The sequence below is a fragment of the Marinomonas pollencensis genome (assembly GCF_003387375.1).
GTDB lineage: Bacteria > Pseudomonadota > Gammaproteobacteria > Pseudomonadales > Marinomonadaceae > Marinomonas > Marinomonas pollencensis.
On the sequence record NZ_QUNG01000006.1, the window covers coordinates 158,423 to 179,925 of the forward strand.

Consider the following 21,503-nt stretch of genomic DNA (forward strand, 5'->3'; position numbering starts at 1 on the left):
GTAAAAAAGGGCTTGTTGAAAGCCCTTTTTTTGTCTTGTGTCCTGTCCTAAATTGCCTCGGCATAAAGAGAGGTTCTTTATATTGGCCTCAAATGATGCTCAGCTCGATAGCCAGATACGAGTTATTTTTTTACTTTGGCCTTAGTAGGCGCTTTTTTCTTTTTCACTCGACTTCTAGGTGAGCGAGCTTTGGTTTTGGGTTCTAAGCCTTCGATGCGACCAAATTTGATGTTGGCTTGCATGAAACGCTGAATTTTCTCAATCATCGGAAGGTCGTTGATGTCGATCAGTGAGATGCAATCACCTGGCGCGCCTTCGCGTGAAGCTCGGCCTGCTCGGTGAACATAAGAGTCTGCTTTTCGAGGAAGGCGTAAGTTTATTACGGTATTTATTTCAGGCAAATCGATGCCGCGAGAGGCCACGTCAGTTGCAACCAAAATTTGCAAGCGGCCACGAACCATTTGTTTTAAATGTTCGCTACGGTCACCTTGTTTCATTTCACCATGCAGGCCGTCACACATTAATCCCATTTTGCGGATGCGTTGTACCCACACATCAACGTGTTCACGGTTGGAGACAAAGACAATAGCTTGTTGGACATGTTCTCTTGTTAATAGGTGCTCTAGAATGGCTTCTTTGTGCACTTCATCGTCTACTCGGTAAGCGATTTGGCGAATTTGGTTGGGCACAGAACGTGAGGACTCACCAAGACGAAGCTGCTGAGTTTCATCGTTTAATAGTGCGCTAGCAAAACGCCCCATTTTTTCGCCTTCTAGCGTGGCAGAAAACATCAAGGTTTGGTGCTCGCTTGGGATTTGTTTGGCTAAATGGTGAATGGCGCTGGCGAACCCCATATCCAGCATGCGATCTGCTTCGTCGATGACAAAATAAGAAACATCACTCAAGTCGAGCCATTGTTTTTCGTCTAGTTCAACAAGGCGTCCTGGTGTGGCAACCAGTATGTCGCAATTTTCGCTGAGTTGTTGTTGCTGCATACCGTAAGGAATGCCGCCAATAATAAGTTGCGACTCAATTCTAGTGTGTGCCGTGAGCTGAATAACCACATTGTAAATTTGGCGAGCCAGTTCACGGCTAGGAGCGAGAATCATCACTTTGGGAGCCGTTGTGGATTGCTCGTCACGGTCAAGGATGTGTTGAATCGCTGGGGCACAAAAGGCAATGGTTTTCCCGGTGCCGGTAGGGGCTGTTGCCAGTAAGTCCGATCCGTCTAAAGCAATGGGAATAGCTTGTTCTTGTATCGGAGTAGGAGTGTCAAACCCCATATCCATGATGGCTTGCTCTATCGTGAAATCAAGATCTAGTTCAGCAAATGACATGTAAACTCTCTGTTGCGAGGAAAAAGGAGCAGCAAGTAAATCTTTTCGTTCTCATTATGGATAATTAACTCGCATAATGGGCTGCATACTTTAAATAATACCTTGTTTTATAGGGTTTCGAAATCGAAACCTTATTTCATATTGAGTTAAGTTAGACCCGTTAACCGCTTTGCTCTAAAATGATGAAATTATTGGAAGAAGATAAGCATGCATTTGTCAGATGAGCTGGTAACCACCCAAACCATTAAATGGGTGAACAATTTTATAGTGGGGTTGAACGTGTGCCCTTTTGCGAAACGTGAAATGGAGCGCGATAGCGTTCGGTTTGTTGTTGTGCGTTCAAAAAAGGCACAAGTGGCACTTGAGGAGCTGATGTCAGAAGTGCGTTGGCTCGACGAGCACCCAGAGACAGAAACAACCATTTTGATCTTTCCGACCTTATTTGGCGATTTTTATCGTTATTTGGATTTTGTCGATTTAGCGGAAAACATCATGATAGAGCAAGAATGTGAGGGGGTATATCAGTTAGCCACCTTTCACCCAGATTATTGCTTTTCTGGTACTGAGCCAGAGGACGTGTCTAATTACACCAATCGTTCTCCTTATCCTATGTTGCATTTGTTGCGTGAGGCGAGTGTGGAAAAAGCCATTGAGTTTTATGGTGATACAGACGTAATTCCTGAGCGCAACATTGATATGATGGAAGAGATGGGGCACGAAAAGTTAGAAGAAATATTAACCACAAGTATGCAGCTGCCAGACGCTTAGTTTGGTGTGTTGAGTGAGTGGACGCAGTGCAAAAAACTTAATGCCGGAGAATTCATGGCTACACAAATTGGACGCTTAAATACATTAAGGGTCGTTAAAGAAAAAGAGTTTGGCGTTTATTTGGATGCCGCCGAGTTGGGTGAGATTTTACTACCTAGGCGTTATCTGCCAAAAGGTCTTCAGATTGGGGATGATGTTGAGGTGTTTGTTTACCTCGATTCGGATGACAAATTGATTTCGACAACTGAGTTTCCGAAAGCGCAAGTTGGAGAGTTTGCCGCGTTAACCGCGGTGGCAGTCAACCAAGTCGGTGCCTTTTTTGATTGGGGCTTGCCAAAAGATTTATTGGTGCCTTTTAGTCAGCAAAAAAACCGCGTAGAAGAAGGGGAGACTCATCTTCTGTTTATCTATTTAGATAATATTACCAATCGTATCGTGGCAACGACCCGAGTGGATGCTTTGCTTAATCGCGAAGAAGCGCCATATCGAGTTGGCGACAAGGTCAATATTATCATTGGTGATAAGACAAACATTGGTTTTAAGTGTGTTATTGACCACCGTTTCTGGGGTGTGTTGTTTTTCGAAGATGCCTTTAGACAGTTGCGTAAAGGTGAGAAAACCACGGGCTTTATTAAGCGTATTCGAGAAGATGGTAAAATTGATTTAAGTCTTCAAGAGGTCGGCTATAAGAAAGTGCGCAATATACTGGATGACATTCTGGATTACTTGGACGCTCAGGGTGGTGAATCCCCATTGACCGACAAAGCGTCTCCAGAAGCCATCTATGCTGTATTCAAGGTGAGTAAAGCGACTTATAAGAAAGCGTTAGGTGCCTTGTACAAAGATAAAAAGATTCTATTGAGCAAAGAGAAAATCACAAAAGTCTAACCTGTTGGGTTTTGTATTGATGGCTCTTTGACGATGGAGTGAGTGATTAAAAAGCTACTAAACGGTGTTTAGTAGCTTTTTTTTGATTTCTTCGCGCTGTTCTGGTTTGGCAACAGCCTGATGTAAAGCCGCTTGGATCGGCAGCGAGTTCTTGCTTTGAGAAACTAGGTAACCAGAAATAAATTCATTTTCGGTCTGTCTTTTTAGGCGTAAGTCTTCATGCATAGAGGAGCGATTTAGGCGGGTCAGCTGTGCGACGGTGGAAATACGGTTGATTAGGTTGTCGCTGTTAAGGTGTTGGCTGTGTTCGAGCAGTGAAAAGTCAGATTGGGTAAAGAAATGCGCAAGTTCACGGGTGGCATTTTTAAAGAGGTGTTCATAATCTGGGCTTAAAATGTCGCCGTTCTGAATGCCGTAAATGGCAGTGATTGGGTTGATAATGGCATTAATAGCTAATTTCTCGACCAATCTTTGGTGTATGTTTGCGACTTCAAATGAAGGTAGTGGGAAAGGCTTGGCGTTTTTGGTGGGGCACCATCGGCCGAAATAAGTGTCGCCGAGGCCTGTGTGCTTGACCTTGTTTGGCGCTATTTTTAAAGCGCCTTCGCTGGTGGTGCCGGCCCATAATGTTTGGTTTTTTTGCAGCTTTTGTTGGAGTCGCTCTTGAAACCCTAAGCCGTTGCATAGACAGGCAATGTCTGCGTCTTTTGTTAGATGGGCCTGAACAGATTGGTAAGCATCCAGTAGGTCGTACGCTTTGGTACAAAATAGCACCTTGTCATAGGATTTATTAAGCTGCGATGCTTGGAAACTTTTGATTTTATGCTCGGAAAAGGTGGGGCTGTTTTCTTCGCTGGCAAGGGATTCATCTAAGCTAAGCAGATTGCCAGGGCTCTGGTTGCGGTAAACCAAATGGACATTGAAATTGAGTTTTTTTAATTTGCAGGTCCATAGTAGGCCTATGGCACCGGCTCCGACAACGAGCCAAGAAGTGGTTTTCATAGTAGGAGTTCCATTAGGTATTTTATTTCAATAACTGCTATTATCGCGCCCAAATTCATCATTGAACATACATAGGAGCATAAAATGCCATCATTTGACGTTGTTTCCGAACTGGATTGGCACGAAGTTACCAATGCCGTAGATCAAGCAAACAGAGAAATTACTACACGGTATGATTTCAAAGGCGTAAAAGCAAGTTTTGAAGTGAAAGACAAGTCTAGCATTGTGATGCACTGTGAGGCAGAAGTTCAATTGCGTCAACTTTCTGATATTTTAAATCAAAAGCTGGTTGCTCGAGGCATCGATCTAAAAAGTCTTGAAAAAGGCGAGATGGTAAAGGGCAATATGAAAGTCTCTCAGGATGTAAAAATGAAGGAAGGTCTTGAGACCGACGAGGCAAAACGCATTGTTAAAATGATCAAAGAAAGCAAGATCAAGGTTCAAGCTCAAATCCAAGGGGAGCAATTGCGCGTGACAGGTAAGAAACGTGATGACCTGCAGCAGGTTATGGCGCTACTGCGTGGTGCTGATTTAAATCAGCCAGTGCAATTCACTAACTTTAGAGATTAATTGCTGGCGTTTAATAGCGCTGCAATAGCACTTTGATTCGCTACAATGCCAAACTTCTGTTTGGCATTTTTGTTTCTAAGTTATGAATCTTTGTTTTTAAGTTGAAGTTTGGTGCCAACAATTAGCCAGCCTTCTTGTTCTAATTTTTCTTTTTGGCGCAAATAACCGTCCGTGTTTTCTGCAAAGCTAATCCTTCGTTGCGCGTTGACAACCCTGTGCCAAGGCAAGCTTGTGTCTTTGGGGAGTTTTTTCATTATTGCCCCTACTTGTCTAGCGTGATTTGGAAACCCTGCTTGTGCGGCTAGCTCACCATAAGCAATGCACTCTCCGAAAGGAATGCTGTTTAAAATCAAAAAGACTTGCGATTTAAAGTTGTCCATTGCTTGATTAGTCACCAGGTTGCCCTCAGATACTTAATTGAACTTAATATAAAGAAGGTAGATATGAGATTTGCGCTGTTACTTTTTATTTTAATCCCAGTCATTGAGTTAACACTCTTGATAAAGGTTGGGGGCAGCATTGGCGCCTTACCAACTATTGGGTTGGTTTTCTTAACCGCTATTTTAGGGGTGACCTTGATCCGCAAGCAAGGTTTAGAAACCTCGATGAAGGCACAAGAAAAAATGCGTCGTGGTGAGTTGCCTGCTTCTGAAGTTGCAGAAGGTATTATGTTGTTATTTGCAGGCTTGTGCCTTTTGATTCCTGGTTTTGTGACGGATGCAATCGGGGCGCTATTGCTGATCCCGCCAGTGCGTAAATTAGTGGCGGCTGGGCTGGTGGTTAACTTTATTGCCTCTATGGTGAAAAGAGGTGGCCAGTGGGGAGGTCAAGGCGGTCAATATGGTCAGCAAAAAGGCGATGTGTTTGATGGTGAGTTTTCGAGAGAATCAAAAGATGATCATGATTTAATTGATAAAAAATAATTGCCCTCAAGGGTTGAAAAGCTTTTTGTTAGCCGTATATAAGAACTCGATATAGTTACTTGCCTTAGTGGGTGAGTGTAGTCCTGCCAGGGGAAACCTGGTTTTCGTTTTTTAATTGGAGAGATTGATCAATGAATATTCGTCCTTTGCACGATCGTGTCGTTGTTCGACGTAAAGAAGAAGAAACAACAACTGCATCTGGTATTGTTTTACCAGGATCTGCTACAGAAAAGCCTACTCAAGGCGAGGTTTTGGCTGTTGGCACTGGCCGTATTCAATCAAATGGTGATGTGCAAGCTTTAGCCGTAAAAGTAGGTGACACTGTGTTGTTTGGCCAGTACTCCGGTCAAACGGTTAAAATCGCAGGTGAAGAACTGCTTATTATGAAAGAAGACGAAATTTACGGCGTTATTGAAGCCTAATTTGTCCCACAGTTCTATTACTATTCATAACACTTACAATTGTTAAGGTATACGAAAATGGCAGCTAAAGAAGTTAAATTTGGAGACAGCGCTCGTCAGCAAATGCTGAAAGGCGTTAACGTTCTTGCAGACGCAGTAAAAGTAACATTGGGTCCTAAGGGTCGTAATGTTGTTATTGAAAAATCTTTCGGTGCGCCTCTTGTTACTAAAGACGGTGTAACAGTTGCAAAAGAAATCGAATTAGACAATAAATTCGAAAATATGGGCGCTCAAATGGTGAAAGAAGTTGCTTCTCAAGCCAATGATGTCGCTGGTGACGGAACAACAACAGCAACAGTACTTGCTCAATCTTTCATTACAGAAGGTTTGCGTGCTGTCGCTGCGGGTCGTAACCCAATGGACTTAAAGCGTGGTATTGATGCTGCAGCGGATGCTGTTGTTAAAGAAATCGCAGCACTTTCTACGCCATGTAAAGACACTCGTGCGGTAGAGCAAGTAGGTACTATTTCTGCAAACTCTGACTCTTCTGTCGGTAAAATCATTGCTGAAGCAATGGAGCGCGTTGGTAAAGAAGGCGTGATCACAGTTGAAGAAGGTTCTGGTTTTGAAGATGAGCTAGCGGTAGTAGAAGGTATGCAGTTTGATCGCGGCTACCTATCTCCTTACTTCATCAACAACCAAGAAACCATGAGTGCGGAACTAGAAAACCCATTCATCCTTTTGGTTGATAAGAAAATCTCTAACATCCGTGATTTGCTACCAATTTTGGAAGGTGTTGCTAAAGCATCACGTCCATTGTTGATCATTGCAGAAGATGTTGAAGGCGAAGCGTTGGCAACATTGGTTGTTAACACTATGCGCGGTATTGTTAAAGTTGCTGCGGCGAAAGCGCCTGGTTTCGGTGATCGTCGTAAAGCCATGCTTGAAGACATTGCGATTCTGACTGGCTCAACGGTTATTTCAGAAGAGATCGGCATCAAGCTTGAAGAAGCGACAATCGATCAGCTTGGTACTGCTAAGCGTGTAACATTGACAAAAGAAAGCACCACAATTGTTGATGGTGCTGGTGTTGCTGAAAACATCACTGGTCGTGTTGCTCAAATCCGTTCTGAAATCGCTAACTCTTCTTCTGAATACGATAAAGAGAAGCTTCAAGAGCGTGTTGCTAAATTGGCTGGCGGTGTTGCTGTTATCAAGATTGGTGCAGCGACTGAACTAGCAATGAAAGAGAAAAAAGCGCGCGTTGATGACGCACTTCACGCTACTCGTGCAGCGGTTGAAGAAGGTGTTGTTGCTGGTGGTGGTGTTGCCCTAGTGCGCGCACTAACTAAGGTTGTTAGCCTTGAAGGTGAAAACGAAGACCAAAACGTTGGTATTGCACTTGCTTTGCGTGCGATGGAAGCGCCTATGCGTCAAATCGTTACTAACGCTGGCGCAGAAGCGTCTGTGGTTGTTGACAAAGTGAAGCAAGGCGAAGGTAACTACGGTTACAACGCAGCGAGTGGCGAATACGGCGACATGCTAGACATGGGTATTCTTGACCCAGCAAAAGTAACGCGTTCTGCGCTACAAGCAGCGGCGTCTGTTGCCGGTCTTATGATCACAACAGAAGCCATGATTGCTGATTTGCCAAAAGAAGATGCTCCAGCTATGCCTGATATGGGCGGCATGGGCGGTATGGGTGGCATGGGCGGCATGATGTAAGCGTCCTCACTTCATCGAGTAAAGCCTCGTAGACCTAGTGTCTACGGGGCTTTTTTTTGTTCTGAGTTTCTGTGGTATCTAATGGAAGCTATGGGTTCGTTTGGTAATCGCCATGATTTGGCTATCGGTGTCACGTGACTTTTTCATGCAGAGGCTCCTGCGTTTAGATGGCGAGACAGTTCTACTTTTGGCTGCTATTAATTTTCGGCGGGGATTAGCGTTGCAACAAGTTAGGCACTAGAAAACTGTGTAACGAGGTGGATATTTTGCTATAAATTGGGTTGTCAGAATGTCACAGAGTAATTGCTTGAAGAAGATGGTTTATGGTTGCTGATAAAGCTCAAGAGCTTGACAAATTTGATCTGCAGGGGCGCAGGGCGAACAAGATAAGTTCGCCATTAAGTCAGCTCAAAATGAGCAGTGTGTTTTATACTTATTCGTCGATGAGGCAGCCTTGGGGGGTTAAGATTCCTGCCATTCCTTCAAGTACCATGTTTCATTTGGTTCTGGAGGGGGAAGCTGTTGTTGCTGTAGATGATGTTTTGATTCCACTTGGGCCGGGGGATTTTATACTGCTGCCCCGTGGTGCTGGGCATAATATTGTGGACGTTAATCATACGCCAGCCAGGGATCTTTTCGAGAATAGCCTTGAAAAAGTCACGGAGCATTATGACTGCCTCACCATCAATAAGCATGGGCATGGTAAAGTGACAACGACGCTTTGTGGGACGGTGTTGTTTGATAATGAGCTCACCGCGTCCATTATTAGTTCGATGCCAGATTATATTCTCATTACAGAGCGATCGAAAACCTATCAGACAATCCAAACAATGGTTCAAGCTATACAGCTAGAAACAAGAAATGACGGTTATGGGGCAGGGCTTATTGTGTCTAAGCTGGCTGATGTGTTGATTTTGCAGTGCATTCGAGCCTGGGTTGATGAGGTGTCGGATAACAGTCAGCATTGGCTTATGGCGCACACAGATAAACGCTTGTCTCGTGTGATAAAGAAAATACACAGTGACCCTGCGGCTCACATGGACATTGAGTCGCTGGCTGAATTGTCAAATATGTCGCGCACAAGTTTTATTGAGTATTTCAAAAAGAAGCTGGGTAAGACACCTAAAAAATACATCACAGATTGGCGACTGTCTTTGGCGCGTGAAAAATTGTCTCATGGTGACAGTCATGTGTTGCATGTTGCGCTAAGTGTGGGCTATCAATCAGAAGCCGCGTTCAGTCGTGCTTACAAAAATAAATATGGCGAGCCACCATCCCGCACTAAAAATACATGGTCCATATAATGTGGTGAGGGTTTTCTTTAAGCATAAGATGGTGTTGCTAGTGAGCAACACCCCGCCAGTGTAACGCTTTGACTAACAGAGCCGCCATCTTGTTGTGAGTCACATTAGGCAAAGGGCAGGTGAGACAGCCTGATATTGCGTCAGGCTGTCTATTGTTAGTTTGCAAATGACTTAACCCCAGCGTTTTTCTTCAATGGCGCTTGCCACATAGTCGGCGAATTTTCTCGGCTTGCGGCCTAATGCTTCTTCTACACCCTGGCTTAGATTGGCGTTGCGCCCATCAAACACTACGCTAAACAATTCGTTGAGTAGCCATTGGTAGCTTTTTGGTACCTTATGGTTTTCTAAAATAGTCAGGTAGTCCTTAATTTTCACCGAGGTAAACTTGATTTCTCTGCCAAGTTGCTTGGATATTTCATCGACGCAATCTTGAAAGGTTAGCAATTCAGGGCCTGTGACTTCATACAGGTGATTGCGATTGTCTTCTTTAATGAGTGTGGCAACTACCACTTCGGCAATGTCGTTTGTGTCGATAAATGGCTCGGGAGTCTGTTCCGTAGGGAGAATCAGTTCACCATTTAATATGCCTTCAGCCATAAAGCTTTCGCTGAAATTTTGAGCAAACCAAGAGGCGCGAACTATATTCCACTCTAGTCCGCTGTGTATTAATATTTGTTCCGCTTTTTCGGCACCTTCCTCGCCACGACCAGAAAGCAAAACAACATGTTCAATCCCTTCGGCTTTCGCCACTTCGACAAACCTTTGTATGTCATCTGCGGCGTTGGGGACGGCCAGGTCGGGTTGGTATGTCACATAGGCAGATTTTGCTCCTCTTAATGCCGCCGGCCAAGTGTTGGGGTCTTCCCAGTCAAATCTGATTGGAGTGCTGCGCGATACGGGTCGAGTCTCCACTCCAAGGTCGAGCAATAGCTTGTTCACCCGCGCTCCTGTTTTGGCATTTTTGCCAATGATGACGATGGGGGTTGATTGATTCATAAAACGTCTCCTGTTGTGGTAATAGCTTGCTGTTGAAAGGCAAATCTATGATCCCCTTAGAGACGCTTTAAATGAATGATAAGAAGTTCGCTATTGTTTGCAGAAAGTCCATATAGTCAGTTTAGAAGAGAGTGGCGCTAGACCAGTGCTCTCTTGTGGTGAGGCTGAGGCTGTGTTTAATAAGTGCTTGATGAGTTGTTAGAGTGCGGTTTAATGATTGTCTCTGCGGGCAAACGGTCGAGGATAAAATCCATCAATGCTCTGGTGTGTTGAGGGATGCCAAGTCTAGATGGCATTAGCATGCTCAGGTTGGCAGACTGAGAAATCCAATCGGGTAAGATGCGAACAAGTTGTCCGGTTTGTAATGCATTTGAACACACATATTCAGGCAGAGTTGTCACGCCCAATCCTTTCATAGCGGACTGTTTTAAGGTGCCCATGTCCTCGGTAAACATGGCAATATTCGTCTGCTGCTGAATGCGTAACCCCTCACTATTTAGTAGCGAAACGGTTTCTTTGGCATTGGCGCGTCCAAGTTTTAAAAAGCGACACTGTGCGAGGTCCTGTGGTTTTTCTATTTGGCTGACTTTTTTTAGATAGTCAGGCGAACAAAAAAATGGCCAATCAATTTGAGTAATAGGGCGTCTGATCAAAGACGAATTTGGAAGTTCTTTGCCGTGGCCTCTTAATGCGAAATCAATGCCTTCGCTGATCAAGTCGTCGGTATTATTAGAGATGCGCTGCTCAATAATAACGTTGGGATGAAGCTCTGCAAAATCAGAAATAATATTAATTAGCGAGAATTGAGCCATGCCAGTAGAGCAGCTGAAAGTGACTTTGCCTGATAGGGTGGTGGCATAATCTGAAATCGATGCTTCCGCTAATTCCATTGTGTCAATGAGTTTGCGGGCATGTTGGAAAAAGCGTTTCCCTTCTTCTGTTACGGTTATCGATCGTGATGTTCTTTGCAGTAAACGTATGCCGAGGCGCTCTTCTAGTTGTGATACGTGTCGGCTTAAGCGTGATTTTGGCATGTTTAGTGAGCGTGCGGCTGCGGTGTAGCCTTTTTTCTCAACCACATGTACGAAATAGTAATAATCGTTCAAGTCAACTTTCATTTGCTTTGTTCTATTTTTGGAACATAAGGTTCAGATTATAAATATTCTAGGCTGAAAATCGAGCTGATATAGTCAATTAACTTAGAAAATGGAACGAAAAGGGTGGTGTGCTATGAAGGGTAAACAATTTGCTGACTGCATTGGCCCAATGGCGGGTGTGGCAGGTAACGCTTTAAGTTTTGGTCGTGGTTTTACCGGTCTAGGCTTTCGGCATACGCAATATTCAGGTGCGATGGACCCGATTATTATGGTGGATCACTATACTATGACATCGCCCACTTTTGGGGAGCATCCGCACGCTGGCTTGTCGGCCATTTCTGTGATTTTTGAAGATGCTCAGGGGTGTTTTCATAACCGAGATTCGCTGGGCAATGATATTGATCTTCAGCCTGGCGACCTATATTGGCTAAACGCTGGTGGCGGGGTTGTTCATGATGAGGTGCCGCGCGACGGTGCTAAGATCCACGGGCTTCAGATTTTTGTGAATTTACCATCTCATTTGCGCTGTGGTGCTCCTAGTGCATTGCACGTAAAAAAGGCAAGTATGCCGATCTTAAAAGGCCATGGTTATCGTGTTCGGTTGGTTTTAGGGGATAGTAATTTAGAGTGTGGAGTTGCGTCTCCTATTTGGCCGTTCACGATACTCGATGGTTTTGTTAATGATGGTTCTGATTTTGCTCATCAAATAGCGAAGCATTCTAATCTATGGCTATACAGCGTTGCGGGGGGAATAGAGTATCAGCTTAATGGTGAGTGGGTTCGGTTGAAGCAAAGTGAATCGATAGCATTAACGAAGCTAGGTGAAACGCATATCAAGGTGAGAGGGGTGGGAGCAGCGGATAGCCACTTTGTTATTTTGTCCGGTGAAGTGATCAATGAACCTTTTGTGCAGCGTGGGCCATTTGTGATGAGCACAGAGCAACAGCTCGATGAGGTGATTAAGCGTTATCAGAGAGGAGAATTTGGTGGTCTTGATGCTGGTGCATCCTCTTTGTGCTAGTGCATTGTTTATTGTGAATTTGTGTGTGTTATCAGTTAGATTAGTACAGACTAAGGGTTAGAGGTAATGATTAAAAGTGCGGGCCATTCACTAACAGGTGGATAATAATTATCTATACAGATGATGGGGTTATCGGCTTTTGTGCTTTATTTTTTCGATAATGAGAACTATTATCTTCCGCCTGATTTTGTCGTGTCTCTTTAAGGAATAGTTTAGTGTCGCATTTATCGAATGGCGTCTTGTTAGATTTAATTGAAAATCAGCGGTTTGGGGTAGAGTATCAGCCAATAGTGAATGTGAAAACGGATGAAGTCGTGGCCTATGAGGCCTTGTCTCGTTTTTATGATGCGCTTGGTAACCCGATACGACCTGACCTTGTTTATTCCTCGTTACACGATAACCCTCTCTCCTTGTATCAGGTTGAATATGCGCAAAAATGTTTACAGCTTCAGCATATGCCCAATGCGGATCAGGTGTTTGTGAATTTGGACCAAGATGCGTTTTATGCCTGTGGCGGTGAGGTCTCTGAAAACCCTATTTTAAAAGCCATTCAGCGGCTTGGAAAAGGGCGGGTAGTGGTTGAGTTAATTGAAAACTCTGAAATCAGTGATGCCTTGATGAGCTTATCCATGATCGAAACCTTTAGTAATTTAGGGATTGAGACAGCATTGGATGATCTGTGCAACCCTAAATCTATGTTATCCGTGGCAGTGATGCAGTTAGTGGAATGGATTAAGCTTGATAAGCACGTTCTTAAAATGCAAGATGAGGTGAGCTATATGATATTTGTCTCGAAGATTATTGATTTTGCTCATGCCACGGGGAAACGTGTTATTTTAGAAGGGGTGGAAACCGAGCGTGATTTGGTCTTTGCTAAATGCATCGGTGTTGATTTTGTCCAAGGCTTCTTTTATCGAGAAGGCTTTATTCGCTTTTAAAGGTGAAAGTTGTAGAGTATTTAGACGATTGTTGGATTCTTATATTATAAGACAAACCATTGATTCTAAAGCTATTGATAAATGTCTAGCCGTGTAAGATACTTAGAATAGTATTTATAGCCATTTTTGAACAAGAAGGGAATATTATGCTCAGAAAAACCCTCATTAGTCTGGCCGTTTCGGGGGCATTTTATGTTTCGAGCGGTTACGCATTGGAGCTGGGTGAATTAACTTCTCAATCAAATTTGGATGAGCCCTTTCGAGGGCAGATCGCATTATCTGACTATGGTGTATTGACCCCTGAGGATATTTTGGTTCGCTTGGGGAGTGAAGGTGAGTTTCGTCAGGCCGGGTTAACCCCAGCGCCGGATTTATCTTTGCTGAAGTTTAATGTGCAGCGGGCAGGTAATGGTAATGACCTTGTTATTGGTGTTACTTCAACGCAGCCGATTAAAGACAAGGAATTGCACTTTGTATTAGCCGCTCGTTGGCCTAGTGGGCAGGTGGTTCGTGAATACCAAACGCCACTTAACCAATCTGCCTTGGTGGATAAGTCCCAACAAGAGCTGGTTCGTAGCACCAGACTGCCTACCTCGCAAGCTTCATCAAACCGTGTTTTTCGTGATGCAGCCGCAGCGGCTGAGAGCATGACCTCCAGAGGAAATATTTTTACCTCTAGAGGCAATACCTTGTGGTCCATAGCGGACAAAAATACCCTTTCTAATCGTTTGAATATTTATCAAACAATGATGGCGATTCAAGCGCTGAATAAAAACGCCTTTTATTCCAACAATATTAATTTGTTAAAAGAAGGTGTGGTGCTTCGGTTACCAACAGAGCAACAAATTGCCCTGTTTAACAAATCTCTTTCACAAGCTGAGTTCAGTCGTCAGCATAATGCTTGGATGGCGCTGAAAGGGGCTGCGGCGAAAAACGCCAGTGTCGAACGAGCGCAAATGAACACTCAAGCGGAAGGTAAAGGGGCATCTCAGTCACCGGTTTCCAGTTCTGATAAACTAACCTTGTCGTCTGGGCAAAGCTTGTTGCCGGAGCAAAGTGCCAGTTCCAATGCCGGTAATGGCAAAAATGCTAGCGAATTAAATACGCAATTGTCAGCCGCACAAGAGATGCTTGACAAAGAAAAGCGTGAGAAAGAAGACCTTTCAAGTCAGCTGGGTGATTTGAATAAGCAGCTTGAAACCCTGCAAAAGTTGATCACGTTAAAAGACAAACAGATGGCAGAGTTAGAAAAACAATTCGCCAGCGCACAACAATCATTGCAAGAGCAGAAGAACACAGTCGACCAGTTGTTAGAGGCGGATCAAGCGCGCAGAGCAAAAGAGCAAGCCGAGCAGGATTCACTTAAAAACAAAATCTTTGGTAACCCGATCGTTGTCTCCATCGGAGCGGTTGTGTTGTTATTGCTGGGTTTCTTAGGGGGTATGCTGATGCGCCGCCTAGGCAAAAAGAAACAAGAAGCAGACACTGGAAACGATGAGTTTGATCTAGCGGCACCCGCTGCCGTAGCGGCAACAGCAGCCGTCGCTGCTGCTCCAGCAGAAGCGCAAGAAGACAGCATTGAAGAAGACCCTTTCCAGTTTGATTTAGAGGACGCTGACAGCGAAGAGAGTATGTTAAACGACTCTGTTGAGCAGCAAGAGATGGATGATGAGATTTTCGATTTCGCTGAGGATTTATCCATCCCTGAAGAAGCGCTTCCCGAAGACGACGAGGAAGATGAGTTAGAGGACCCGTTTGCTTCGCTGGATGAGCAAATGGACGAATTGGCTGAAGAAGAGGATCTAGAAGATCTAGAAGATGGCTTTGGTGATTTAGAACCGGAGCTAGAGCCGATTCCAGAGGATGAAATCCCAACCGTCGAAACAGAGCTTGAGGACTTCGAGACTGAGTCCCTAGAGGATGCTTCAGCGCCAGAAGAGGATACTGAGTTCAGTGAAGAAGAGTCTTTTGTTTCTAGTTTGCTAAACGACGAAGAGTCAGCCGGGAATGATGAGTCGGCGCTGTTTGATAAAACACCAGATGAATCATTAGCTTCCAGTATCGAAGAAACGCTAGCAGAAGCTCAGGATGAATTAGAAACCATTGATGTGCCATCATTTGGTGAAGCAGAAGCCGCTGCAGGTGCTGAGGTTGATGACGAAGAAGAAGCGTTTGACTTCTTTGATGCCAGTGGTGATGAAGTTGCAACAAAACTGGATTTAGCACGTGCTTACATGGATATGGGCGACGACGAGGGCGCGCGTGTTATACTTGACGATGTAGTATCCACGGGTAATGAAAAACAAATTGCCGAAGCGAAAAGTATGATGGAGCGGATGTTCCCAAGTGACTAAAAAAGTTGTCCTGATAATAGAATACGATGGTTCAGCCTATAAAGGCTGGCAAGCACAAAAATACGATGTTCCCAGTGTCCAAGAAAATTTAGAAAAAGCGCTCAGTGTTATTGCGAATCATAAAGTAAGTGTGGTTTGTGCCGGGCGAACTGACTCAGGCGTTCATGCCAGTGCCCAGGTTGTGCATTTTGAAACCGAGGTAGAGCGCAGTGAACGGTCTTGGACGTTAGGGGTAAATACCCACCTACCCAGTGATATCTCTGTGGTGGCTGCGCGTTACGTTGATGAAGCGTTTCACGCCCGCTTTAGTGCATTAAGTCGTCGATATCGCTATGTGATTTATCAGTCTGCCTTACGTCCCGCCTTATTAGGAAAGGGGCTGACTTGGACCTATAAAACATTGGATGTCGAGGCCATGAAAGAGGCCGCTCGTTGTTTTCTGGGGACGCATGACTTTTCCTCTTTTAGAGCGGTTGGTTGTCAGGCCCATACGCCCATTCGCACTATTTTAAACTTCTCTGTGCAGCAGTTAGGGCAATACATAGTATTGGATGTTCGTGCGAATGCATTTTTGCATCATATGATTCGTAACTTTGCGGGTGTGTTGATGACAATTGGAGCGGGTGAACAGCCTGTTTCTTGGGCAAAGCAAGTATTGGCTGCTAAAGACCGCACTAAAGGGGGCATTACGGCACCGCCAACGGGGTTATACTTTGTTGATGCAGAATACCCTGAGCACTTTAATCTTCCTCAGCGCCCGCTTGGGCCGCATTTTTTGCCTTATGTAGAAGAGCCTGATTATGCCTTGTCGCGTTAAAATCTGTGGGATCACCAATTTAGAAGATGCATTGGCCGCTTGTCATGATGGTGCTGATGCGTTGGGTTTTGTCTTCTATGAAAAAAGCCCGCGTTATATAGACCCTGTGAAAGCGAACGCAATTGTTTCTCAATTGCCGCCGTTCGTTGTGCCTGTGGCCTTGTTTGTTGATGCCTCGGCGGAAGACATAGAGGCTGTGGTTGCTGATAATGCGCGTTGGCTGATTCAATTTCATGGAAATGAGTCAGAACAGGAGTGTTTATCCTATAATCGTTCTTATATAAAAGCCTTAAGAGTTAAGGAAGGGGACGATTTACAAGAGGCGGCTCAGGCTTATCAGTCGGCCAGCGCTATTTTGCTGGATGCCTATAAAGCCGGTGTACCAGGTGGTACTGGTGAAGTATTTAATTGGTCTTTAATTCCTGAAGAGATGCCGCTGCCCGTTATCTTAGCGGGTGGTTTGACGCCTGATAATGTTGCCCGTGCGGTTGAGCAAGTTGCTCCTTATGCGGTTGATGTTAGCGGAGGTGTTGAGGCGTCGAAAGGAATAAAGAATAAACTAAAAGTAAAACAATTTATTAGTGGAGCAAAGCGTGAGCAATAAAGATATAGATCAAACCTTGCCAGATGAGCATGGTCGTTTTGGTCAGTACGGTGGAGTCTTCGTTTCCGAAACGTTAATGTCTGCGCTTGATGATTTGACAAAAATGTATGAAGACTTGTCTCAGGATGCGGATTTTCAGGCTGCCTTTGACAAAGATTTAGCCCATTACGTCGGTCGCCCTTCGCCTTTGTATTTTGCTGAGCGTTTAACAGAAAAAATGGGTGGCGCGAAAATCTATCTTAAACGTGAAGATTTAAACCACACCGGTGCTCACAAGATTAATAATACGATCGGCCAGGCACTTTTGGCTAAGCACATGGGCAAACCGAATATTATCGCAGAAACCGGTGCGGGTCAGCATGGTGTCGCTTCTGCGACAGTCGCGGCGCGTCTTGGTTTAAACTGTAAAGTGTTTATGGGGGCGGAAGATATTCGTCGTCAAAAACTGAATGTCTATCGTATGAAGTTGCTAGGCGCGGAAGTGATCCCCGTTGAATCTGGTACCAAAACCCTTAAAGACGCGCTGAATGAAGCGATGCGTTACTGGGTAAGTAACGTTGATGATACCTTCTACATCATTGGTACGGCGGCTGGGCCTCATCCGTACCCTAAACTCGTGCGAGATTTCCAGGCAGTTATTGGTCGTGAAACCAAGCAGCAATGTATGGCGCAAGAAGGGCGCTTGCCGGATGCGGTCGTCGCTTGTGTTGGTGGTGGTTCTAACGCGATTGGTATGTTCTATCCCTTTATTGGTGATGATGGTGTTGACATGTATGGTGTTGAGGCTGGCGGTGATGGCGTTGAAACAGGCCGTCATGCGGCGCCGCTGTCAGCGGGTCGCCCTGGTGTGTTGCACGGTAACCGTACCTATGTCATGGCGGATGACGACGGTCAAATCCTAGGCACACATTCTATTTCTGCTGGTCTGGACTACCCAGGTGTTGGTCCAGAGCACGCTTGGTTAAAAGACATTGGTCGTGCTAATTATGTGGCGATTAATGACGATGAGGCGATGGAAGGATTCCATGATCTAACCCGCCTTGAAGGTATTATGCCGGCTCTTGAGTCAAGTCATGCGGTGGCTTATGGCATGAAATTGGCCGCCACTATGGAAAAAGATAAAATTGTGGTCATCAATCTATCTGGTCGAGGCGACAAAGATATTATGACAGTAGCAGAATTGGATGGGATTGAAGTATGAGCCGAATTAAGCAGTGTTTCGCACAACTTGCTGAGTCAGGAAAAAAAGCGTTAATTCCTTATATTACCGCGGGTGACCCGACTCCGGAACACACGGTGACCATAATGAATGGTTTGGTAGAAGCTGGGGCAGACGTTATTGAAATAGGCATGCCGTTTTCCGACCCTATGGCGGATGGTCCAGTGATACAATTGGCTTGTGAGCGTAGCTTGGCTGCTGGCACGAGTGTGCGTAAAGTGTTGTCTATTATTGCTGAGTTTCGCAAGCACAATACCCATACTCCGATCGTATTAATGGGCTATTTGAACCCAATTGAGTTCTTTGGTTATCAAGCTTTTGCAAATTCTGCGAAAGAAGCGGGTGTAGACGGCATTTTATTAGTCGATCTGACTCCTGAAGAGGCGACAGATGTAGTAGAATGCTTCCGCCAAAACGACATTGACCTAATTTACTTGTTGTCACCAACAACAACACCAGCACGAGCGAAGAAGATTTGTGACTTGGCTTCTGGCTATGTGTACTACGTGTCTGTGAAAGGGGTGACTGGTGCCGCTGAGCTGGATGTTGATAGCGTTAAGCAGCATGTGGATTCATTGCGTGAAATTACCGACCTACCGATTGGGGTTGGCTTTGGTATTCGTGATGCTAAAACCGCCGCTGCGGTCAGTCACTGTGCTGATGGTGTCATTGTTGGTAGTGTTTTGGTTAACGCCATTGCTGAAAATAAAGATCAGCCAAAAGAATATATCGCTGACGCTTTGCAAGCCATCTTAGCGCCAATGCGTAATGAGATGGACGCCTAAGCGGCAGTCGTAAACAGAGATATGGAGAAATAAATGAGTAGCTGGTTAGACAAATTTGTACCTTCGATTGTGCGTAGCGAATCGAAGCGAGGATCAGGTTCTGTTCCTGAGGGTTTATGGAAAAAATGCCCTAAGTGTGACAACGTTCTTTATCGCCCTGAGTTAGAGAAAAACTTGGATGTATGTCCAAAATGTCATCACCATTTACGTGTAAACGCTCGTCGTCGTCTGGATATCTTCTTAGACAAAGAAGGCCGTTTTGAAATCGGTGCTCATTTGGAGCCTGAAGACAAACTGAAATTTAAAGATTCTAAGCGTTATAAAGACCGTATTACGGCTGCGCAAAAAGCCACTGGCGAGAAAGACGCCTTGGTGGCAATGGAAGGTGCACTGAATGGCATGCCAGTCGTGGCAGTGGCGTTTGAGTTCAGTTTCCTAGGCGGCTCTATGGGCGCGATTGTCGGTGAGCGCTTTATTCAGGCGGTTAATGTGTGTCTTGAAAAACGTATTCCATTGGTGTGTTTCTCTGCCAGTGGCGGCGCACGCATGCAAGAAGCTTTAATTTCTTTGATGCAAATGGCGAAAACCAGTGCGGGTCTTGAGCGTATGAAGCAAGAAGGTATCCCATACATTTCTGTCATGACAGACCCTGTATTTGGTGGTGTTTCTGCTTCGCTTGCTATGCTAGGTGATTTGAACGTAGCAGAGCCAAATGCGTTGATCGGTTTTGCTGGTCCTCGGGTTATTGAGCAAACTGTACGCGAAAAATTGCCAGCAGGCTTCCAGCGCAGTGAGTTTTTGTTGGACAAAGGTGCGCTTGACATGATTATCAAACGTGATGAAATGCGTGACCGTTTGTTTAATATCTTGTCATTACTGACAAACAGAGCGGCATAAATCAATGACGTCAAGGTCGTTAGATAATTGGCTTTCGTATATCGAAAGCCAACATCCTTCTGAGATCGAGTTAGGTCTAGAGCGCGGTAGTTCAGTACTAGAAAAACTGGCTATTTCGCGCCCCAAAGGCAAGGTGATCACCGTTGCTGGAACGAATGGCAAGGGTTCTACCTGCGCCATGCTGACCCAGTACCTTACCTCTCAAGGTCATACGGTGGGCACTTACACATCCCCTCACTTTTTAGCTTTCAATGAGCGCATCGCGCTGAACAATGTTGCGTGTCAGGATGCGCTGATTTGTCAGGCTTTTGAAGCCATTGAAGCGGCTCGAGCTGGAACCCCCTTAACCTATTTTGAATTCAGTACTTTGGCCGCATTGTGGATTTTTTCCCAATCGGAGCTGGATTATTGGGTGTTAGAGGTCGGCTTAGGTGGGCGTTTGGATTCGGTGAATATGGTGGATGCTGATGTGGCTGTGATCACCTCAATTTCATTGGACCACACGGATTGGTTGGGTGACTCAATAGAGGTCATCGCCCGAGAGAAAACTGGCATTGCTCGTCACGGTAAGTTGCTGGTTAGTGGGGTGGTGAATCCACCCAACAGCCTGGCAGAAACGGCCATTATGATAGGCGCTGACTTACGCCAAAAGGGTGAGCAGTTTTCTTATCAAATGGCAGAAAACGAATGGTCGTGGAGCGGTAATAACACGGCTTTCGAGCATCTGCCAATACCAAATTTACCCATTGAGAACGCGGCAACTGTCGTTGCTGTGTTGAGCTTTATGGGGCTTGATCCTGATGTTGTGGCGTTGCGACACCTGTTTGCCAACGCGCAATTAACTGGCCGCTTCCAGAAAGTGAGCGATGCGCCAGTAACTTATATCGACGTGGCACATAACCCAGAAGCAGCAGGTGAATTGGCTAACCGAGTGGCGGCATTTAGCAAGCAACCTGTGGCTGTGTGTGGCATGTTAAAAGACAAGGATATCAACAGTGTTTTGGCAACCTTAGTGGATAAATTCTCAGCTTGGCATTTAGCGGATTTAGCCGGCCCACGCGGAGCCAAAGCGCTTGATCTGGCCAGATCACTTGAGCAAAAAAATGCCACGGATTTATCGCAATACGACACTGTTTCAGCGGCCATCGAAGTGGCTGCAAATCAGGCGTTAGAAGAGGGCAGGAGCCTTGTTGTGTTCGGCTCTTTTGTGACTGTAACGGACTATTTAGCTTATGCTAAAGGAAAACAAGCCTGATGTTAGATAAAAAGATGACGCATAGGTTGATTGGTGCCAGCATTTTGATTGTTGCTGCAGCGATTATCTTGCCGCAAATTTTAGATGGCGAACGACCACCTGAGTTAGATGTTCAGGTGGTGGTCAGTAAACCCCCCGTGTTTCCTGAGGTAAAAATAGCCCCTGCTCAGTCGTTGGATAAATTGCCAGATGCAACGGAAGATTCGTCAGTCGAACCTTCTGCTGAAGAGATACAGTTAACGGGTAAGTCCGCTCAGGATATTAGTTTGGTGGCGGAAGCCGACAAAGAACCGCCAGCACCAGTTGTGCAGGCTAAGCCAAAAGTTGTGGTTAAGCAAAAAGAGGCAAAACCCCCAGTGGTATCAGCTCGCTGGACGGTTCAAATTGCCACCTTTGCACAAGAAGCTAACGCGAAGCGCTTAGTGTCTAAACTAAAAAAAGCCAATTATCCAGCTTATAGCATCACGACGAATGCTCTTTTTAAAGTGTATGTTGGTCCCGAGTTGGACCGCACTACTTCAGAGAAAGTACAAGCTGACATTCATAAGAAATTCTCACTAAAAGGAATTGTGGTGAAGTTTTCTGAGAATTAACACAAGTTT

General features: G+C 45.1%; 22 protein-coding genes. 17 read left to right on the forward strand and 5 right to left on the reverse strand.

Translation table 11 applies throughout. From position 1 onward, the window contains the following. Positions 1-122: 122 nt before the first annotated feature. Positions 123-1,337, reverse strand: a complete 1,215-nt coding sequence (locus tag DFP81_RS10630; protein ID WP_115897758.1) for a DEAD/DEAH box helicase — start codon at positions 1,335-1,337, stop codon at positions 123-125. 207 nt (positions 1,338-1,544) lie between these two features. Between DFP81_RS10630 and DFP81_RS10635 the strand changes: the two genes are divergently transcribed. Beyond that, positions 1,545-2,105, forward strand: a complete 561-nt coding sequence (locus DFP81_RS10635) for a DUF1415 domain-containing protein (RefSeq protein WP_115897759.1) — start codon at positions 1,545-1,547, stop codon at positions 2,103-2,105. A gap of 54 nt (positions 2,106-2,159) precedes the next feature. Further along, positions 2,160-2,993, forward strand: a complete 834-nt coding sequence (locus DFP81_RS10640) for a CvfB family protein (RefSeq protein ID WP_115897760.1) — start codon at positions 2,160-2,162, stop codon at positions 2,991-2,993. 57 nt (positions 2,994-3,050) lie between these two features. On the opposite strand, the gene DFP81_RS10645 is transcribed toward DFP81_RS10640, so the two are convergent. Then, positions 3,051-3,995: a ketopantoate reductase family protein gene (locus tag DFP81_RS10645; protein WP_115897761.1), complete on the reverse strand. Its 945-nt coding sequence runs from the start codon at positions 3,993-3,995 to the stop codon at positions 3,051-3,053. Between the two features lie 84 nt (positions 3,996-4,079). On the opposite strand from DFP81_RS10645, the gene DFP81_RS10650 reads away from it, so the two are divergent. Continuing rightward, positions 4,080-4,565: a YajQ family cyclic di-GMP-binding protein gene (locus DFP81_RS10650; RefSeq protein ID WP_115897762.1), complete on the forward strand. Its 486-nt coding sequence runs from the start codon at positions 4,080-4,082 to the stop codon at positions 4,563-4,565. 80 nt (positions 4,566-4,645) lie between these two features. Here the strand turns inward: DFP81_RS10650 and DFP81_RS10655 are convergent, their stop codons facing one another. After that, entirely contained in the window at positions 4,646-4,960 is a 315-nt protein-coding gene (locus DFP81_RS10655) for an MGMT family protein (RefSeq protein WP_115897763.1), read from the reverse strand. A gap of 48 nt (positions 4,961-5,008) precedes the next feature. Here DFP81_RS10655 and DFP81_RS10660 point away from each other — a divergent pair, with 48 nt between their 5' ends. The 4 genes from DFP81_RS10660 (at position 5,009) to DFP81_RS10675 (ending at position 8,918) form a co-directional block, all read left to right on the forward strand. Continuing rightward, positions 5,009-5,488 carry an FxsA family protein gene (locus DFP81_RS10660; RefSeq protein WP_115897764.1) on the forward strand — a complete coding sequence of 160 codons (480 nt, stop codon included), beginning with the start codon at positions 5,009-5,011 and terminating at the stop codon, positions 5,486-5,488. Positions 5,489-5,619: 131 nt separating this feature from the next. Beyond that, a complete protein-coding gene (locus DFP81_RS10665) occupies positions 5,620-5,910 on the forward strand; it encodes a co-chaperone GroES (RefSeq protein WP_115897765.1) in 291 nt (96 codons plus the stop codon). A gap of 57 nt (positions 5,911-5,967) precedes the next feature. After that, complete coding sequence (gene groL, locus DFP81_RS10670; protein WP_115897766.1) at positions 5,968-7,614, forward strand: chaperonin GroEL; 1,647 nt, start codon at positions 5,968-5,970, stop codon at positions 7,612-7,614. A gap of 323 nt (positions 7,615-7,937) precedes the next feature. Then, positions 7,938-8,918 (forward strand): AraC family transcriptional regulator, encoded by a 981-nt coding sequence (locus tag DFP81_RS10675; protein ID WP_115897767.1) that lies wholly within the window; start codon positions 7,938-7,940, stop codon positions 8,916-8,918. Positions 8,919-9,089: 171 nt separating this feature from the next. On the opposite strand, the gene DFP81_RS10680 is transcribed toward DFP81_RS10675, so the two are convergent. Further along, positions 9,090-9,914, reverse strand: coding sequence for an NmrA family NAD(P)-binding protein (locus DFP81_RS10680; protein WP_115897768.1), 825 nt, complete (start codon positions 9,912-9,914; stop codon positions 9,090-9,092). 176 nt (positions 9,915-10,090) lie between these two features. After that, positions 10,091-11,032, reverse strand: a complete 942-nt coding sequence (locus tag DFP81_RS10685) for a LysR substrate-binding domain-containing protein (protein WP_115897769.1) — start codon at positions 11,030-11,032, stop codon at positions 10,091-10,093. A gap of 112 nt (positions 11,033-11,144) precedes the next feature. Between DFP81_RS10685 and DFP81_RS10690 the strand changes: the two genes are divergently transcribed. From DFP81_RS10690 to DFP81_RS10735, 10 genes are all read left to right on the forward strand, one after another. Beyond that, positions 11,145-12,032, forward strand: coding sequence for a pirin family protein (locus DFP81_RS10690; RefSeq protein WP_115897770.1), 888 nt, complete (start codon positions 11,145-11,147; stop codon positions 12,030-12,032). Between the two features lie 215 nt (positions 12,033-12,247). Next, complete coding sequence (locus DFP81_RS10695; RefSeq protein WP_115897771.1) at positions 12,248-12,970, forward strand: EAL domain-containing protein; 723 nt, start codon at positions 12,248-12,250, stop codon at positions 12,968-12,970. A gap of 146 nt (positions 12,971-13,116) precedes the next feature. Continuing rightward, on the forward strand, positions 13,117-15,324 hold the full coding sequence (locus tag DFP81_RS10700) for a FimV/HubP family polar landmark protein (protein WP_115897772.1): 2,208 nt from the start codon (positions 13,117-13,119) through the stop codon (positions 15,322-15,324). Continuing rightward, positions 15,317-16,141, forward strand: coding sequence for a tRNA pseudouridine(38-40) synthase TruA (gene truA / locus DFP81_RS10705; protein WP_115897773.1), 825 nt, complete (start codon positions 15,317-15,319; stop codon positions 16,139-16,141). Before DFP81_RS10700 ends, truA begins: the two co-directional genes overlap by 8 nt. Continuing rightward, the gene (locus DFP81_RS10710; RefSeq protein ID WP_181903078.1) at positions 16,125-16,745 is read left to right on the forward strand and encodes a phosphoribosylanthranilate isomerase; all 621 of its coding nucleotides are present in this window, start codon (positions 16,125-16,127) and stop codon (positions 16,743-16,745) included. Before truA ends, DFP81_RS10710 begins: the two co-directional genes overlap by 17 nt. Beyond that, positions 16,735-17,946 carry a tryptophan synthase subunit beta gene (gene trpB / locus DFP81_RS10715; protein WP_115897775.1) on the forward strand — a complete coding sequence of 404 codons (1,212 nt, stop codon included), beginning with the start codon at positions 16,735-16,737 and terminating at the stop codon, positions 17,944-17,946. Before DFP81_RS10710 ends, trpB begins: the two co-directional genes overlap by 11 nt. Further along, positions 17,943-18,749 carry a tryptophan synthase subunit alpha gene (gene trpA / locus DFP81_RS10720; protein ID WP_115897776.1) on the forward strand — a complete coding sequence of 269 codons (807 nt, stop codon included), beginning with the start codon at positions 17,943-17,945 and terminating at the stop codon, positions 18,747-18,749. Before trpB ends, trpA begins: the two co-directional genes overlap by 4 nt. A 33-nt stretch (positions 18,750-18,782) precedes the next feature. Continuing rightward, entirely contained in the window at positions 18,783-19,646 is an 864-nt protein-coding gene (gene accD, locus DFP81_RS10725; protein WP_115897777.1) for an acetyl-CoA carboxylase, carboxyltransferase subunit beta, read from the forward strand. Positions 19,647-19,650: 4 nt separating this feature from the next. Next, a complete protein-coding gene (gene folC / locus DFP81_RS10730; protein ID WP_115897778.1) occupies positions 19,651-20,901 on the forward strand; it encodes a bifunctional tetrahydrofolate synthase/dihydrofolate synthase in 1,251 nt (416 codons plus the stop codon). Further along, positions 20,901-21,494: an SPOR domain-containing protein gene (locus DFP81_RS10735; RefSeq protein WP_115897779.1), complete on the forward strand. Its 594-nt coding sequence runs from the start codon at positions 20,901-20,903 to the stop codon at positions 21,492-21,494. Before folC ends, DFP81_RS10735 begins: the two co-directional genes overlap by 1 nt. Positions 21,495-21,503: the final 9 nt, after the last annotated feature.

Bases quoted from the DNA above. Each gene is read 5' to 3' on its own strand.
- DFP81_RS10630 (WP_115897758.1), bottom strand. From the start codon at position 1,337: ATGTCATTTGCTGAACTAGATCTTGATTTCACGATAGAGCAAGCCATC.
- DFP81_RS10635 (WP_115897759.1), top strand. From the start codon at position 1,545: ATGCATTTGTCAGATGAGCTGGTAACCACCCAAACCATTAAATGGGTG.
- DFP81_RS10640 (WP_115897760.1), top strand. From the start codon at position 2,160: ATGGCTACACAAATTGGACGCTTAAATACATTAAGGGTCGTTAAAGAA.
- DFP81_RS10645 (WP_115897761.1), bottom strand. From the start codon at position 3,995: ATGAAAACCACTTCTTGGCTCGTTGTCGGAGCCGGTGCCATAGGCCTA.
- DFP81_RS10650 (WP_115897762.1), top strand. From the start codon at position 4,080: ATGCCATCATTTGACGTTGTTTCCGAACTGGATTGGCACGAAGTTACC.
- DFP81_RS10660 (WP_115897764.1), top strand. From the start codon at position 5,009: ATGAGATTTGCGCTGTTACTTTTTATTTTAATCCCAGTCATTGAGTTA.
- DFP81_RS10665 (WP_115897765.1), top strand. From the start codon at position 5,620: ATGAATATTCGTCCTTTGCACGATCGTGTCGTTGTTCGACGTAAAGAA.
- groL (WP_115897766.1), top strand. From the start codon at position 5,968: ATGGCAGCTAAAGAAGTTAAATTTGGAGACAGCGCTCGTCAGCAAATG.
- DFP81_RS10675 (WP_115897767.1), top strand. From the start codon at position 7,938: ATGGTTGCTGATAAAGCTCAAGAGCTTGACAAATTTGATCTGCAGGGG.
- DFP81_RS10680 (WP_115897768.1), bottom strand. From the start codon at position 9,914: ATGAATCAATCAACCCCCATCGTCATCATTGGCAAAAATGCCAAAACA.
- DFP81_RS10685 (WP_115897769.1), bottom strand. From the start codon at position 11,032: ATGAAAGTTGACTTGAACGATTATTACTATTTCGTACATGTGGTTGAG.
- DFP81_RS10690 (WP_115897770.1), top strand. From the start codon at position 11,145: ATGAAGGGTAAACAATTTGCTGACTGCATTGGCCCAATGGCGGGTGTG.
- DFP81_RS10700 (WP_115897772.1), top strand. From the start codon at position 13,117: ATGCTCAGAAAAACCCTCATTAGTCTGGCCGTTTCGGGGGCATTTTAT.
- DFP81_RS10710 (WP_181903078.1), top strand. From the start codon at position 16,125: ATGCCTTGTCGCGTTAAAATCTGTGGGATCACCAATTTAGAAGATGCA.
- trpA (WP_115897776.1), top strand. From the start codon at position 17,943: ATGAGCCGAATTAAGCAGTGTTTCGCACAACTTGCTGAGTCAGGAAAA.
- accD (WP_115897777.1), top strand. From the start codon at position 18,783: ATGAGTAGCTGGTTAGACAAATTTGTACCTTCGATTGTGCGTAGCGAA.
- folC (WP_115897778.1), top strand. From the start codon at position 19,651: ATGACGTCAAGGTCGTTAGATAATTGGCTTTCGTATATCGAAAGCCAA.
- DFP81_RS10735 (WP_115897779.1), top strand. From the start codon at position 20,901: ATGTTAGATAAAAAGATGACGCATAGGTTGATTGGTGCCAGCATTTTG.